This window comes from Mesorhizobium sp. M3A.F.Ca.ET.175.01.1.1 (assembly GCF_004791945.1).
Classification (GTDB): Bacteria; Pseudomonadota; Alphaproteobacteria; order Rhizobiales; family Rhizobiaceae; genus Mesorhizobium.
Genome location: NZ_SRTP01000002.1, coordinates 1 through 14,526 on the forward strand (window position 1 = coordinate 1; position 14,526 = coordinate 14,526).

At 62.0% G+C, this 14,526-nt stretch carries 13 protein-coding genes and 1 pseudogene; 6 read left to right on the forward strand and 8 right to left on the reverse strand.

Annotated features, from left to right (window positions below; translation table 11 throughout):
• Positions 1-232 (reverse strand): annotated as a pseudogene (locus EN818_RS04655) (serine--glyoxylate aminotransferase); the annotation flags it as partial.
• 297 nt (positions 233-529) lie between these two features.
• Here EN818_RS04655 and EN818_RS04660 point away from each other — a divergent pair.
• From EN818_RS04660 to EN818_RS04675, 4 genes are read left to right on the forward strand one after another with little or no spacing between them, the layout of a single operon-like run.
• The gene (locus EN818_RS04660; protein ID WP_095804261.1) at positions 530-1,780 is read left to right on the forward strand and encodes a sarcosine oxidase subunit beta family protein; all 1,251 of its coding nucleotides are present in this window, start codon (positions 530-532) and stop codon (positions 1,778-1,780) included.
• Between the two features lie 12 nt (positions 1,781-1,792).
• Complete coding sequence (locus EN818_RS04665; RefSeq protein ID WP_095804262.1) at positions 1,793-2,080, forward strand: sarcosine oxidase subunit delta; 288 nt, start codon at positions 1,793-1,795, stop codon at positions 2,078-2,080.
• Positions 2,077-5,031, forward strand: coding sequence for a sarcosine oxidase subunit alpha family protein (locus tag EN818_RS04670; RefSeq protein ID WP_095804263.1), 2,955 nt, complete (start codon positions 2,077-2,079; stop codon positions 5,029-5,031). Before EN818_RS04665 ends, EN818_RS04670 begins: the two co-directional genes overlap by 4 nt.
• Complete coding sequence (locus EN818_RS04675) at positions 5,024-5,596, forward strand: sarcosine oxidase subunit gamma (protein WP_095804264.1); 573 nt, start codon at positions 5,024-5,026, stop codon at positions 5,594-5,596. Before EN818_RS04670 ends, EN818_RS04675 begins: the two co-directional genes overlap by 8 nt.
• Positions 5,597-5,703: 107 nt before the next feature.
• On the opposite strand, the gene EN818_RS04680 is transcribed toward EN818_RS04675, so the two are convergent.
• The 6 genes from EN818_RS04680 to EN818_RS04705 are packed head-to-tail and all read right to left on the reverse strand — an operon-like array spanning position 5,704 to position 10,976.
• Positions 5,704-6,720, reverse strand: a complete 1,017-nt coding sequence (locus tag EN818_RS04680; RefSeq protein WP_210237121.1) for a helix-turn-helix domain-containing protein — start codon at positions 6,718-6,720, stop codon at positions 5,704-5,706.
• A 46-nt stretch (positions 6,721-6,766) separates the two neighbouring features.
• Positions 6,767-7,807 carry a DUF3445 domain-containing protein gene (locus EN818_RS04685; protein WP_095804266.1) on the reverse strand — a complete coding sequence of 347 codons (1,041 nt, stop codon included), beginning with the start codon at positions 7,805-7,807 and terminating at the stop codon, positions 6,767-6,769.
• Positions 7,808-7,823: 16 nt separating this feature from the next.
• A complete protein-coding gene (locus EN818_RS04690; RefSeq protein ID WP_095804267.1) occupies positions 7,824-8,789 on the reverse strand; it encodes a PDR/VanB family oxidoreductase in 966 nt (321 codons plus the stop codon).
• Complete coding sequence (locus EN818_RS04695) at positions 8,786-9,433, reverse strand: dimethylamine monooxygenase subunit DmmA family protein (protein WP_135904147.1); 648 nt, start codon at positions 9,431-9,433, stop codon at positions 8,786-8,788. Before EN818_RS04695 ends, EN818_RS04690 begins: the two co-directional genes overlap by 4 nt.
• The gene (locus EN818_RS04700; protein ID WP_129553802.1) at positions 9,430-10,563 is read right to left on the reverse strand and encodes an aminomethyltransferase family protein; all 1,134 of its coding nucleotides are present in this window, start codon (positions 10,561-10,563) and stop codon (positions 9,430-9,432) included. The genes EN818_RS04695 and EN818_RS04700 overlap by 4 nt, the downstream gene beginning before the upstream one ends.
• Positions 10,560-10,976 (reverse strand): hypothetical protein, encoded by a 417-nt coding sequence (locus EN818_RS04705; RefSeq protein ID WP_165349791.1) that lies wholly within the window; start codon positions 10,974-10,976, stop codon positions 10,560-10,562. Before EN818_RS04705 ends, EN818_RS04700 begins: the two co-directional genes overlap by 4 nt.
• 15 nt (positions 10,977-10,991) lie before the next feature.
• Between EN818_RS04705 and EN818_RS04710 the strand changes: the two genes are divergently transcribed.
• Positions 10,992-11,651 (forward strand): FCD domain-containing protein, encoded by a 660-nt coding sequence (locus EN818_RS04710; RefSeq protein WP_210236467.1) that lies wholly within the window; start codon positions 10,992-10,994, stop codon positions 11,649-11,651.
• On the opposite strand, the gene EN818_RS04715 is transcribed toward EN818_RS04710, so the two are convergent.
• Positions 11,639-12,952, reverse strand: a complete 1,314-nt coding sequence (locus EN818_RS04715) for an ABC transporter substrate-binding protein (RefSeq protein WP_095804271.1) — start codon at positions 12,950-12,952, stop codon at positions 11,639-11,641. The genes EN818_RS04710 and EN818_RS04715 overlap by 13 nt on opposite strands.
• A gap of 178 nt (positions 12,953-13,130) precedes the next feature.
• On the opposite strand from EN818_RS04715, the gene EN818_RS04720 reads away from it, so the two are divergent.
• The gene (locus EN818_RS04720) at positions 13,131-14,471 is read left to right on the forward strand and encodes an NAD(P)/FAD-dependent oxidoreductase (RefSeq protein ID WP_095804272.1); all 1,341 of its coding nucleotides are present in this window, start codon (positions 13,131-13,133) and stop codon (positions 14,469-14,471) included.
• Positions 14,472-14,526: the final 55 nt, after the last annotated feature.

Genomic DNA, 14,526 nt, shown 5'->3' on the forward strand with positions numbered 1-14,526 from the left:
GGCTGAGCACATTGGTCATCGCCGCTTCCCAGGCGCCGGTGCCGGACGAGGGGAAGATGAAGACGCGGCCGGTCTCGTTCTTGAACACGCGTTTGATGTCCTCGAACAGCGGCAAGGTCAGGTTGGGAAACGAGGCGGCGCGCATGTCTTCCATCGGCAGGTTCATCGCCTGCCGCACCTCTTCGGGAATGTTGGTGGGCCCCGGGATGAAAAGATGGGTGTAACCGGCCATGAAATCCTCCTCGACAAGCGGCTGACCCGCGATTGCCATGCGAGCAAGCATCAAGCGATGCCCAACGACCAACAACACCTGTGCGGATAGAAAATGATCCCCGAGCCGGATAGGTTTTCCCCTACCCGGCCGGAGGGTCTGCGCTTCGAGAGTCGAACGAAGCCGTCAGTCGCTTTCTGATGCCATGCTGCGGAACCTGCCCGGCATGTCCGAAATGGAAGGGTGGTCGTCCGAAATCGACGTGGCGGATCGGCCTAGATAGCTGAAAATGCAACGAAATTATAGGAAGAGGAAGCGATGCGCTACTCCGGCTTCAAAGTCATTGCTGAGGCGCTGACGGGTCACCGCGGCTGGAAGCCGGTGTGGCGCGAACCGCAGCCGAAGCCGAGCTACGACATCGTGGTGATCGGCGGAGGCGGGCATGGGCTCGCCACGGCATACTACCTTGCCAAGGAGTTCGGCGAGGCAAATGTGGCGGTCCTCGAGAAGGGTTGGATCGGGGGCGGCAATGTCGGCCGCAACACCACCATCATCCGTTCCAACTACCTTTTGCCCGGCAACGAGCCTTTCTACGAATTCTCCATGAAGCTTTGGGAAGGGCTCGAGCAGGACTTCAACTACAACGCCATGGTCAGCCAGCGTGGCGTGCTGAATCTCTGCCATACGGACGCACAGCGGGATGCTTTTACCCGCCGCGGCAACGCCATGCGGCTGCACGGGGTGGACGCGGTGCTGCTCGACCGGGACGGCGTGCGCAAGATCGCGCCGTTTCTCAACTTCGACAATGCCCGTTTCCCTATCAAAGGCGGGCTGCTGCAACCGCGCGGCGGCACGGTACGCCACGACGCGGTCGCCTGGGGCTATGCGCGCGGCGCCGACCTGCACGGCGTTGACATAATACAGAACTGCGAGGTCACCGGCTTCCGGATCGAAAACGGCAAGTGCCTGGGCGTCGAGACCACGCGCGGTTTCATCGGCGCCAAGAAGGTTGGCTGCGCGGTCGCCGGCGCCTCATCGCAGGTGATGGCAAAAGCTGGGATGCGTCTGCCGATCGAAAGCCACGTTTTGCAGGCTTTTGTCTCGGAGGGACTGAAGCCGCTTCTGCCTGGCGTGATAACCTACGGAGCCGGTCATTTCTATGTCAGCCAATCCGACAAGGGCGGCCTCGTGTTTGGCGGCGACATCGACGGTTATAATTCCTACGCCCAGCGCGGCAATCTTCCCGTGATCGAGGACGTCTGTGAAGGCGGGATGAGCCTGATGCCGATGATCGGGCGAGCCCGGCTGCTTCGCAGCTGGGGCGGCATCATGGACATGTCGATGGACGGTTCGCCCATCATCGACCGGACCGACATACAAGGTCTCTATTTCAACGGCGGCTGGTGCTATGGCGGTTTCAAGGCCACGCCTGCATCCGGCTGGTGCTTCGCGCACCTGCTCGCCACCGACATGCCGCATCTCCACGCCGCAGCCTATCGCCTGGACCGGTTCCGCAAGGGGCTGATGATCGACGAAAAGGGCATGGGCGCCCAACCGAACCTGCATTGAGGGCTGGCAGAGATGATCATCAACCATCCTTTGCTTGGACCGCGCGATGCGCAGGAATTTGTCTATCTGGGCGATGCTGCCCTGATCGACAGACCGGACTGGCAGGCGAGCGGCGCCGTGGATCGCTTCTATGAGTACCTTTACCTGCGCGACAATCCGGCCGGCATGCATCGAGAACTCTGGTTCCATGAGCAGGGCGACCGGAGTTGGTTGGTGGTCACCCGCAATACCGTCACTCACGAGATCACATCGGTAGAACTGGCGCGCGACGTCGCGCGATCGAGAGGACGCGGCAAATGAGCCAGGCTAACCGTCTTGAAGGTGGGTTGATCGACCGCTCCCGCGGCATGAGTTTCAGTTTCGACGCCAAGCGCTACACGGGCTTCGCAGGCGACACGCTGGCCTCGGCGCTGCTGGCCAATGGTGTGCGGCTGATGGGCCGTTCGTTCAAATATCATCGGCCGCGCGGCCCCCTGACAGCCGGTTCAGAGGAGCCGAACGCCTTGGTCGAGTTGCGCGACGGGGCATTCCGCGAACCCAACACACGCGCCACCGTGGCAGAGCTTTTCGAAGGCCTGTCCGCGACCAGCCAGAACCGCTGGCCTTCGCTCGCCTTCGATGCAATGGGTATCAACGATCTCCTGTCTCCCTTCTTCTCGGCCGGCTTCTACTACAAGACCTTCATGTGGCCGAGGGCCTTCTGGGAGAAGGTTTATGAGCCCCTGATCCGTCGCGCCGCTGGCCTGGGCCGGCTTTCGATGGAGCCGGATCCGGACGTCTACGACAAGGGCTTCCTCCATTGCGACCTGCTGGTAATCGGCGCTGGTCCCGCGGGGCTTGCGGCTGCGCTGACGGCCGGACGGGCGGGGGCTCGCGTGATCCTGGCGGACGAGGACTTCGCGATCGGCGGGCGGCTGAACAGCGAAACTTTCGTCGTTGGTGACGCAGCCGGTACCGATTGGGCGCGCGAGGCCCGCGCGGAGCTCGAAAGCATGCCCAACGTGCGGCTGATGACGCGAACCACGATCATAGGAGCGTTCGACCACGGTATTCATGGCGCGCTGGAGCGTGTCTCGGACCACCTGCCCCATCGCGGGCAAGGCAAACCCCGGCAGATTTTCTGGCGGATCTATTGCAAGCGCGCGCTGCTCAGCGCAGGTGCCGCCGAACGGCCCATCGCCTTCGCCAACAACGACCGGCCAGGCATCATGTTGGCCGGGGCCTTGCGCAGCTATGCAAATCGCTGGGCCGCCGCGCCTGCGCGGAAGGTCGCCGTTTTCACCAACAATGACGATGGCTTGCGCACCGCAGCGGACCTGATGGCCAGAGGTGTCGAGGTCGCCGCAGTAATCGATACCCGGGCCGATGGCGCCACAGTGACCGGCACCGAGCATTTCCGGGGCGCGCAGGTGATCGACACGAAGGGCCGCCTCGGGCTTGCCTCAATAACCGTCAGGCTTGCCACCGGCGAGACGAGGAACATTCCGTGCCAGGCGCTTGGCGTCTCGGGTGGGTGGAACCCGAATGTTCATTTGACCTGCCACCAGCGCGGGCGCCCGAACTGGGAGCCGTCGATCGCAGCCTTCGTGCCCGGCAGCTGCCCACCGGGCATGACCGTCGCAGGCTCGGCAAGCGGCCTCTTTTCGACAGCGGCAGCCCTCGCCTCGGGCGTGACGGCGGCATGCGAAGCGCTGGCCGCAACCGGCATCAAGGCTTTGCCTGCGGACATGCCGCAGGCCGAAGACCAACCGATCCGAATAGAGCCGTTCTGGCACGTTGGCAGCGCGAAGGGTCGGGCATGGATCGACCAGCAGAACGACGTCACCGTCAAGGACGTCAAGCTCGCGCACCAGGAAGGGTTCCGCTCGGTTGAGCACCTCAAGCGCTATACGACGCTCGGCATGGCCACAGACCAGGGCAAGACGTCCAATATGCTCGGTCTTGCCGTGATGGCGGAACTGACAGGGCAAAGCATTCCCGCGACCGGAACAACGATCTACCGCCCGCCCTACACGCCAGTGCCGATCGCCGCGCTCGCCGGCCGCTCCTGCGGCCGCGACTTTCGCCCGACCCGGTTGACGCCGAGCCACAAATGGGCGTCCGAGCAGGGCGCGGTATTTGTCGAGGCCGGAATGTGGCTCCGCACGCAATGGCTGCCACGTCCTGGTGAGATTCACTGGCGGCAGTCGGTCGACCGCGAGGTGCTCGCCACGCGCCAATCTGTCGGCATCTGCGACGTCACCACGCTCGGCAAGATCGACGTGCAGGGCCAGGACGCGGCCGAATTCCTCAATCGCATCTATGCCAACCCGTTCGGGAAGCTGGCGGTCGGCAAGGTGCGCTACGGCTTGATGCTGCGCGAGGACGGCATGGCCATGGATGACGGAACGACGGCTCGGCTGGCGCAGGATCACTTCGTCACGACGACCACGACAGCCAACGCGGTCGCCGTCTTCCGGCACATGGAGTTTTGCCGCCAGTGCCTGTGGCCGGATCTCGATGTGCAGATCATCTCGACCACGGAAGCCTGGGCGCAGTTCTCCGTCGCCGGGCCAAATGCACGCCGGCTTCTGCAGAAGATTGTCGATCCTCAACACGACATCTCAAACGAAGCGTTTCCCTATATGGCGTGCGGCGAGATCAGCGTGTGCGGCGGACTGCGGGCGCGATTGTTCCGCATATCGTTCTCGGGTGAGCTGGCTTACGAGATCGCCGTGCCGACACGATATGGCGATGCCCTGATCCGCGCCCTTGTCGACGCCGGCAAGGAGTTCGGCGCGGCCGTCTATGGAACTGAAGCGCTCGGCGTGATGCGCGTCGAAAAGGGCCATGCGGCCGGCAACGAGCTCAACGGAACCACGACCGCGCTCAATCTCGGCATGGCTGGCATGGTGTCCAAGAAGAAGGACGGCATCGGGTCCACCCTCTCCGAGCGCGAAGGGCTGAACCAGCCCGACGCATTGAACTTGGTCGGCTTCCGTCCCCTGGACGTCGCACGGCCACTGACGGCCGGATCGCATTTGATATCGGGTCGCGAGCGTGCGGAGGCCGCCAACGACCAGGGCTACATCACCTCGGTCGCGTATTCACCCAACCTCTGCCATTCGATCGGGCTCGGGTTCCTCAAGAACGGGGCTGCACGCAAAGGCGAGGTGCTGCGTGCCGTGAACCCGCTGAAGAATGAGGAGGTCGAGGTGGAGGTTGTGAGCCCGCACTTCATCGACCCGGAAGGAGAGCGCCTGCGTGCCTGAACATCGTCTGCATTCGACCACGCCGCTTGGAGGAACGACGCCGCGCGTCGATGAGCTGCCAGGATTCCGCATTGCCGAAAACATCGGCGTGGCGCTGGCTTCGATAGCATCCCGGCTGAACCGCCAGGCAGAGTTCGCCACTGCCGCCAAGCGCTTCTTCGGATTCGAAATGCCTGCACCCGGGAAGGTCTCGGGGAAGGCGCCCTACACGGCGGTCTGGACCGGTGTCGACCAGTGGTTCGTCGAAGCACCCTTCACCAGCCACGAGAACATCGCGCAAATCGTCAAGGATGGCTTTGGCGATAATGCTTCCGTCACCGAACAGACCGATGGCTGGGCCTGCTTTGACGTAGGAGGGCCAGCAGCGCCGGCCGTATTCGAGCGGCTGTGCGCGCTTGATGTCCATGCAATGGCCGGCGGCGCGGCGAGCCGCACAACAATCGAACATATCGGTTGCATCGTGATCTGCCGCGAAGCGCGCCTGCAGTTCAGCATCCTTGGCCCCCGCTCATCGGCAGCGTCATTGCACCATGCGCTGATGGCGGCGGCCCGATCCGTTGCTTGAGACTTCTCGAGCAATTCCAGGATAAGTATGAAACGGTTTTCCGTCCGGAATTGCGCCCAAACAAAAAGATAAAGCGGTTTGCCGTTTCCGTGAAACGGCGAACCGCTCTAGACGGCCGGAAGCGGCGTGTTGCCGCGCACGCGGAATCTGTTGATCGCCTTGCGATCCTCCTGCGGCGTCACGCCAAAAGTCTGGACATAGTGGCGGACCAGGGGCGTGGTGCTCGCATAGCCGACGGCCAGCGCGATATCGGTGATCGAATCGTTGGAATAAAGCGCTATCTGGCGCGCTTTCTTCATCCGCAGCAGACGGTAGTATTTGAGGGGGCTCTGTCCGGTGGAGCGCCTGAAGGAGCGATCCAGCTGCCGGGTGGACAGATCCACGGCCTTGGCGACGCGCGCTATCTGGATCGGATCCTCCACATGCTCGGCAAAGAGTCGTATCGCCTTGGCAACGGGCCGGGGCAGCATATCCTCGGTGCGGTCGCTTCGCAGCGCCGGGGTCCTCTGTTCCGCCTCCTCCCCGCGCACGAAAGGATGCTGGAACCAGCACGCGACTTCGGTCATGACCTCAGCGCCCAGCCGATCCTGGATCAGCTGCAGCATGAGGTCGAACACGGCCGTCGCGCCTGCCGCTGTGAGCCGTTGCCGGTCTACGCAGATGACTTTTTCGCTGGCCTGGACGTCTGGAAACTCGGCCTTGAACGCCGCCTCGTAGCACCAATGCACGGCACATTTGTGGTCAGCCATCAGACCGGTGCGCGCAAGTGGAAAAATGCCGCCGCTGAAGGCGCCGAGCCCCGTCCTATGACGGGCGAGCCTGCGTATCGCGGCGTTGCCGGTGCGAGCCGACTGGAAACGCCCGTTCGGCCCTGAGAGGAAATAGAGCTGATCGACGCCAGGCAGGTCCTGCAGCCCGATATCGGGGTCGAACCCGACGGCGGCGCTGGAAACGACGCGGCTTGCCGTCTCACCAACCACGGTCCACGAGAAAACGTCTCGTGCGACGATTTCGTTTGCCGCGCGCAACGGCTCAATGGCCGAGGTCAGGCACGCCATGGGGAAGCCTGGAAAGATCAGGAAGCCGAGATGCCTTTGCTCGTCACGCGGCCTTCGTTGCAGCAAGGCAGCCACTCCCACGTCTGTCCCCTGCCCTGTGTGCAGGGCTTGCTCAGTCGGCCCAGATACCTGGCGACGTCGGCGCACCGTCGTCATATTTCGACAGCCATTCCACGATCTTGGGCCGGTTGGTGACAAAGCCCTTGTAGGTCGCAAGCTCGGCCGGCAGGTCGCGGATGACGCGATGGAAACGCCTCGCCCATTTCGGCACCGTCACCAGTTCGTCGAGCTTGATGAGGTAGCAGCGGATCGGAAACACGAGGGCGTTCGAGCGAGGGAGACGGAAGAAGGTCTGAAGCTCGACGCGCAAATGCATCATTTGCCCCATATTCTCGAGCGTCAGGTCTTTCTTCATCACGCCCCATTTGTGGTAGTTTTCGGGGCTTGTATCGAGCAGGGGATTGACGGTCATCGTCCAGTTCAGACGGCGCGCCGGCGAGCCTTGCTGCACGTTCAGGAGAAACTTCAAGGCGCGCTGGAAGATGCCCATCTCGTGCGCTTTCGGCACTGGGGCGTGCCACTCGAAGAAGTTCATGCCGATGTCGAAATCCAGGCTCCAATCGGCCTGTGTCGTCACCATGCCGGCGTCCATCCACAGGTTCTCGTCGCGTTGGTCGAGCACCGCAAAATCGCCCTGGGTCTGCCGTGTGATGTACTCCATCGGGCCATACGGCAAAGTGGTCTCGTCGAGGAAGGTGAACTTCTGCTCGATGCCGAGCGGACGGTTGATCCAGTGCCATTTGGCGCCGTCGCGGTGCAGCTCGAAAAGCTCCGGATACTCTTCTGCCTTCGAGGTCATGATCAGCTCGAGCAGATCCCAGCCGGCCAGGGTCATGTGCGGCAGCGACTGGCAGCGCAACGGGTCTTCGGCAAGGACGCGAGCGCGGTCGCGCATCTCGGACACGTAATGCTCGTCGACGTCGAACGTCCGCTCGTAGACGCTGCCCGGGCGGTAGGACTTATGCGGCTCCAGGTTCACCGAGTACATGTAGCTGTCCTCGGGAAACGGGAAAGGGAAGCGCTTGACCGCCTCCGGCGAGTTGCGGAAGGTGAAGTCGTCGTGGAAGGTTTCTTCCTTGAAGATAACAGTCATCGCAGCGTCCTCCTCGCTATCGATCCAACACCAGCGTCCTGCCTTCGAAGCGCGACACGCAAGGCATGATCTTGGTGCCGCTGGCACATTGCGTCGGCGTCAGCCAATGGTCCTTGTGCAGGAACGTTCCCTCATGCTCGAGGACATCCGTCTCGCACTGGCCGCACGCTCCGCCGCGGCATAGATACGGTGCCTCGACGCCGGCTGCCTCGATCGCCTCCAGCAGGCTTTGATGCTCGCCAACCCGGATCAGCTTGTTCGACCGTGCCAGCATGACTTCGAACGGCTTGCCTGAGGCAGGCGCAAGGAATTCTTCGTGATGCACCGCCTCGCGCGGCCATCCGAGCGCCGTCGCGGTGTTGCGCACCCAGGCGATCATGCCTTTGGGTCCGCAGACATAGACGTGGGTGCCGAGCGGCTGGCCGTCGAGCAATGCCGGCAGGTCGATCTGCTCGCCCCGCTCGTCATGGTAAAGATGAACGCGGGATCGATGGTTGGCCACCAGCTCGTCCGCATAGGACGCGAGCGACGCGCTGCGCACGGAATAGTGGAGTTCGAAGTTGCCGTTCATGGCGCTGAGTTGTTTGATCTGGGCCAGGAACGGGGTGATGCCGATGCCTCCGGCGAGCAACAGGTGCTTTCGCGCCCGCAAATCCAGCGCGAACAGATTGACCGGGTTGGAGATGACCATCTCCATTCCCGGCCTCACCTGCCGGTGCATGAACAACGAACCGCCTCTCCCATTGTCGTCGCGGCGAATCGAGATCGAATAGGCCCCCCGGTCGCCCGGGTCGCTCATGATCGAATAGGGGTTGCGGCGCACGCGATCGCGGTCGTTCATTTCCACGACCGTATGGGCGCCGCCCGAGAAGGTAGGCATCGGGCCGCCATCACGGCGCACGAACTTGAATCGGGTGACAAGTTCGTTGACCGGTGTCACCTCGGCGACTGTCACGGGTATTTTTGCGGCACCTGCACTCATCTGAACCGCTCCACCGATTCGGGAATGTTGCCGGGATCTTCCGCATCGACGCGCACGCCCTGGAAGGCCGCAATGCGGCGTGAGTAGTGATCCCGCACGAACAGATGCAGCCCGCAATGGGCGCATTGGAAAGGATCGTGCGTCACCTCTTCGGTGATACCCTTGCAATGCACGCACTGCACGCGGCGCACGGTCGAGCCGCGGTGCTCCGTCTGGATCGCGGAATGTGGGACGCCCGCCTGCGTGACCTCCAACATCGCCTGCCCCATCAGTCCTTCGGTTCCCGCCAGGTAGACCTGCAGGCCCATATGCGCGCCCGCCAGGACCCGCCTCAGCCGCGGAAGCGCGGCATCGTAGCTCGGCCCGACATAGAGTTGGGCAGGGACAAGTTGCTGTAACCTGGCGACGAACCGGTCGCCGGATTTCTTGGGCAGATAAATGATGTGAGCCGCGGCGAAGAAATCCGCCGGCGCGGAGGCGGCCAAATCGAGGATCGCCTCGGCGCCTTCGGCGTCGGCGACCATCAGATGCAGCCGCCCCGGCCGTATCTCCAGCACGCCATAGATGGGGCGGCTTGGAATCGAGCCTTCTAACACTGACTTTGACCCTCGGCTCCGTTTTGGTTGGCTCTCACCGCAACTCATCCCTTCGCGGTGCGACGCTTCTTGTCCGCATCGAAGAATGGCATCGAATGAGCGACGCAGGGAATTTCGCCGGTCGAATTCTGAACCGTCATCTTCACGCCGTCGACCGCGCATTCCACGGGCATGCGGGCAATGCCGATGTTGTGCTCGTTGAGGCGGGAATACATGCCGATCGTCACCACGCCGACCTTTTTGCCGTCCTTGAGCAACGGCGCACCCTCCTCGGCCGGCGTCTTGCCTTCGAGCTTGACGCCATAGATCTTGAAGCGCTCCTTGCCCTTCAGGCGGTAATGTTCCTCGGCGCCGCGGAAGCCCACCTTGCCGGGCGAGACGGTGAAGTCGAGCCCGAGTTCCCACAGCGTGTCGCCGGGACCTTCGTTCTCGAAGGGATACTTCTCCGAATTGTCGTACGGGAAGAACAGCAGATAGCTTTCGGCCCTCAGCAGATCGAGCGTCGTGAACCGGCAAGGGATGATGCCCATGCCCGCTCCCTCCTCCAGGATCCGGTCCCAGATCGCAGGAGCGTCCTGGCCGCGGCAGAAAATCTCATAGCCGCGCTCGCCGGTGTAGCCAGTACGCGAGATCGTCACGGGCAGACCGAAAAGCGAGGTGTGCATATGGCTGAAGTAGTTCAGGTTCCGGATGCCTTCCACATGCTTCTGCAGGTAGTCGACGGCGAGCGGCCCTTGCAGCGACAGATCGTGCAGATTGTCGTCGAAACGGATGGCAACGTCGCGGCCCGTGGCCGCCATGGTCAGCTGTTCATGGGCTCCGCCCGAGCCGTGCACCACCATCCAGCTGTTCGGCCCCATGCGGTAGATCACGCAGTCGTCGATGAACTTGCCGGCGTCGTTCAGCATGGTCGCATAGACCGAACGGCCGGGCATGATCTTCTCGGCGTTGCGGGTAGTGGCGCGGTCGATGATGTGGGTGGCCGCAGGGCCGTTCAAATGCACCTTCTTCAAGCCGGAAACGTCCATGAGGCCGGCCTTGGTGCGGATCGCCAGGTACTCGCGCTCCGGATCGCCCGAATATTGCCAGGCGGTGCCCATGCCGCTCCAGTCTTCAAGCTTCGAACCAAGCGCGCGATGGCGGTCGCCGAGCGTGGAAAATCTCCAGGAATTGGTCATCTCGTTATCCCCATTTTGTCTCTGTTGTTGGCAACCAGTTTGGGAGAAACGATCGCGAAAATCAATAATGCTGTTAAAAATTTTTTCCTGTCAGCAAAATGTGGAACGGAAAGCGGCTGCAGCGGGGCCGGCTGTCGAACTGAACCACCGAAGGCGACCGCAAAGCGTGGAAAACGCGCCGCCAGACCCGGAGGTTCATCATCCCAACGAGCGAAATCTCCACAGGCATGGGCAGGAGTCGGCGCTTGCATGGATGCCGCAAAATACGGCAAAAGCGCGTCCTCGCGAAGATCGGGGGCCATCACGGTATTGTCGTCATGGCGCAGTTCTGATGAATTCCCGGCGGTCGCCAGGAAAGGAAGGTTGGGATGCCACCAAACCATGATGCGGCATTGGCTCTGATTGCGGATCACTCGATCGGCGCGACGGTGCGGGTGGTGGTGGATACGCTGTTGGCGCGCATACGCTCCCAGCAATACGCGGCCGACGAACGACTGCCTTCGGAGCGAACGCTGGCCAGCGAACTTGGCGTCGCCCGAAACACGGTTCGCGAAGCGCTCGACATACTCGAAACGCACGGCTTTATCCGCCGCCGGGCCGGAAGCGGCAGCTACGTCACGGGGCAGACAGGTCCGGACGATGCCGCGGGAGGCGTCGCTGCGGAGAGCAGTCCGCTCGACCTCCTCGTCATGCGCGGAATCATAGAACCCGAGATGATGCGGCTGGCCATCATCAACATGTCGCCGCGAGCCATCGAAGGCCTCGGCGAGATTCTGTCTGCGATGGAACTGGTTCAGACCGACGCGGCCCAGTTTGCCCGGCTCGAGGAAGAGTTTCACCGCCAGGTAGCCCGCGGAGCGGGCAACCCGTTGCTTGCGTCCTGCTATGACCTGTTGATCCAGGCGCGTCGCCAAGGCTTTCGCGCCGCGCTCAACCGGCGGCATCTGACACCTCGCCGGATCCAGGACTATCAACGACGCTACAATACGTTGCTCAACGCCATCATTGCGCGCGACATCGAGAGCGCGGTCGAATTTGCCAAGCTGCTTTTGATCGAAGAACAAAAGCTCCTCCTTCAGGAAGATTGAGCGTCGGCCATCGCGAGCCCCGCGGAAATCCGCAACTCGCTCGGCATGGAATGACGCTGATCCCACATCAGTCCAAGCGCGCGCAGTTCGTGCCGCAATCGGACCCCGTGACGCCGCAGCCAGTCCGGGATCGACCCGAAAGCCACAATTCGAGCCTGGCCGCCGGTGATACGCACCACCGGCCAATCACCGATAAGGGCATTGTCATTGCCGAACAGGTCCGAACCCGACCATTTGGCTATTCCAAAAGCGTGCTCGCCGAGACCGCCATGCTTCATTGCCGCGAGAACCGAGACCGGCGCTGCCGTTCCAGCCTTTTCGACCGCCGCATGCCAAAGGTCGAGCGTGGCCACATATTCCCATGAAACGGCTGTCCAGCTGTCTGGAAAGCGGCGGTTGTACTCATCGAAGAATTCGGCCGGCCGATTGAAGAAAAAGGCTTTGTCGCGGAGCTCTGGATCGTCGAAGTCCGGAAACTGGAACAGGAAACCCTCGACGAACTCGACGGATGTCCTCTCGGCCAGCCGACGATAGTTGTCCGCGGTGCAGGAAATGATCTGCCCCCGGAATCCCGCTCGGAAAGCAGCCACCGTCAATGCGTGAACCATCGGCTCGTAGCTCGTGCACCAACACAGGATGTCTGGTTCGCGGGTCAGCATCGCGCCGACTATTTCCTCGGCATTTGTCGCTTCCGGCGCATAGCGGACCTCCCCCACGGCCTCGATGCCCTCCGCGGCAAAGGCCGCCCGATAGGTCGCAAGCGAGGGCAACCCCAACGCATCCGTCTGGCTGCACATCGCCACGCGCCGCAGATCCGGGCGATTGCGTGCAAGCCACTCGACCGCCGTGACGTTGTAGAGTGGATGGATTTCGCTTGGGGCGATCAGATACGGCGTGTCCGGCGAAAGATCGCTTGGCAGCAGCGTCGAGGTCAGAACTTTCCGGGACATCAGATAATCCTGGATTGGACGGAACGTGTCGCCACCCAGCATCATCAGCAGCCCCACGCCCTGGTCCTGCACCAGGCGTCTGGCGCCTTCTGCCGCCCGTTCAGGGTCATAGCCACAATCCTCGGCAAGCAGCTGGACATTGTGGCGGGCTCCCCCGATCAGCATTCCTCCGGTGCGGTTGATCCAGTCCACCCAGATGCGACAGCCATTCAGTCCTGGTAGCCCCCATGAGCGAATTGGCCCCGTGAGCGGCCCGAGAAAACCTACCTTGACGGTCTGATGCGCCCCGACGCTCAGCCGTTTGGTTTGTGCGTTCACGGCAAGCCGTTGCGAGAAACTGGCCGGGCTCATTGGGCGCTTCTCCGGGCGCAGGCCCCACCCGGATCCCGGTTGCGGCAACCGATGCGAACGTGCAAATCGACTTTCCCTAAATGAATATTTGTTGACAAAGGCCGAAATTCGATCCTAACTGGTCTGAACCAAAAGAACCAATATCACAAACTGGTTTAAACCAATGGGAGAATTTAGCATGAGAAAGCGAATTGCAATCATTGGTGCCGGTCCGTCCGGCTTGGCTCAGTTGCGCGCCTTCGCGTCCGCAGCGCCGCAAACGGAGATTCCGGAGATTGTCTGCTTCGAAAAGCAGAAGAATTGGGGAGGGCTGTGGAACTACACCTGGCGCACAGGCCTGGACGAATTTGGCGAGCCGGTGCATGGCTCGATGTATCGCTATCTCTGGTCCAACGGCCCAAAGGAGGGGCTGGAATTCGCGGACTATACCTTCGAGGAGCACTTCGGCAAACAGATTGCTTCCTATCCGCCCCGGGCCGTGTTGTTCGATTATATCGAAGGGCGCGTGAAGAAGGCGGGCGTGCGTCCGTGGATACGCTTCTCCAGCGTCGTCAGGTATGTGAGCTGGGATGCGCGGACCCGCAAGTTCACCGTGCTTGTGCAAGATCTTCCCAATGACCGGTCCTACTCGGAAGAATTCGACCACGTGATCGTCGCGTCGGGCCACTTTTCAACGCCCAACGTGCCCGAATTCCCCGGGTTCGACACATTCAATGGTCGCATCCTGCATGCACACGACTTCCGCGACGCACGAGAATTTGTCGGCCAGGACATACTGATCGTCGGGACCAGCTACTCGGCCGAGGATATCGGTTCCCAGTGCTGGAAGTATGGTTGCAAGTCGGTCACCGTCAGCCATCGCACGCAGGCCATGGGCTTCAAGTGGCCGGCCAACTGGAAGGAGGTGCCTCTGCTGACCAAGGTCGAGGGCAATGTCGCAACCTTCAAGGACGGCTCGACCGCGACCGTCAATGCGATCATCCTCTGCACCGGATACAAGCACCATTTCCCGTTCATGGCGGACGAGTTGCGGCTGCGCACCGCCAACAGGTTGGCCACGGCCGATCTCTATAAGGGCGTCGTCTACGTCCACAACCCGGCGCTGTTTTATCTCGGCATGCAGGATCAGTGGTACACCTTCAACATGTTCGATGCGCAGGCCTGGTGGGTGCGCGACGTCGTCCTCGGCAGGATTAGCCTGCCTGCGTCCAAGAACGATCTGATCGCCGATGTCGAGAAGCGGGTCGCGGCCGAGGATGCCGGGAAGGACAGCTATGACGCGATCCGCTACCAAGGCAACTATATCAAGGAACTGATCGCCGAGACCGACTATCCAAGTTTCGATGTCGACGGCGCCGACGAGGCTTTCTTCCAGTGGAAGAAGCACAAGATCAAGGACATCATGGCGTTCCGCGACAACAGCTACCGATCGGTCATGACCGGTACCATGGCCCCGAAGCATCATACGCCGTGGAAAGATGCGCTCGATGATACGATGCAGAGTTATCTGCGCAACTGACGTGCATCGCGCTGCGACCCGTCCCGGAACTCCTCGAATCGTCACGCCATGACGT

Excerpts from the sequence above, each read along its gene's own strand:
- EN818_RS04660 (WP_095804261.1), top strand. The coding sequence starts at position 530 with ATGCGCTACTCCGGCTTCAAAGTCATTGCTGAGGCGCTGACGGGTCAC.
- EN818_RS04665 (WP_095804262.1), top strand. The coding sequence starts at position 1,793 with ATGATCATCAACCATCCTTTGCTTGGACCGCGCGATGCGCAGGAATTT.
- EN818_RS04670 (WP_095804263.1), top strand. The coding sequence starts at position 2,077 with ATGAGCCAGGCTAACCGTCTTGAAGGTGGGTTGATCGACCGCTCCCGC.
- EN818_RS04700 (WP_129553802.1), bottom strand. The coding sequence starts at position 10,563 with ATGACCAATTCCTGGAGATTTTCCACGCTCGGCGACCGCCATCGCGCG.
- EN818_RS04695 (WP_135904147.1), bottom strand. The coding sequence starts at position 9,433 with ATGAGTTGCGGTGAGAGCCAACCAAAACGGAGCCGAGGGTCAAAGTCA.
- EN818_RS04690 (WP_095804267.1), bottom strand. The coding sequence starts at position 8,789 with ATGAGTGCAGGTGCCGCAAAAATACCCGTGACAGTCGCCGAGGTGACA.
- EN818_RS04720 (WP_095804272.1), top strand. The coding sequence starts at position 13,131 with ATGAGAAAGCGAATTGCAATCATTGGTGCCGGTCCGTCCGGCTTGGCT.
- EN818_RS04685 (WP_095804266.1), bottom strand. The coding sequence starts at position 7,807 with ATGACTGTTATCTTCAAGGAAGAAACCTTCCACGACGACTTCACCTTC.
- EN818_RS04715 (WP_095804271.1), bottom strand. The coding sequence starts at position 12,952 with ATGAGCCCGGCCAGTTTCTCGCAACGGCTTGCCGTGAACGCACAAACC.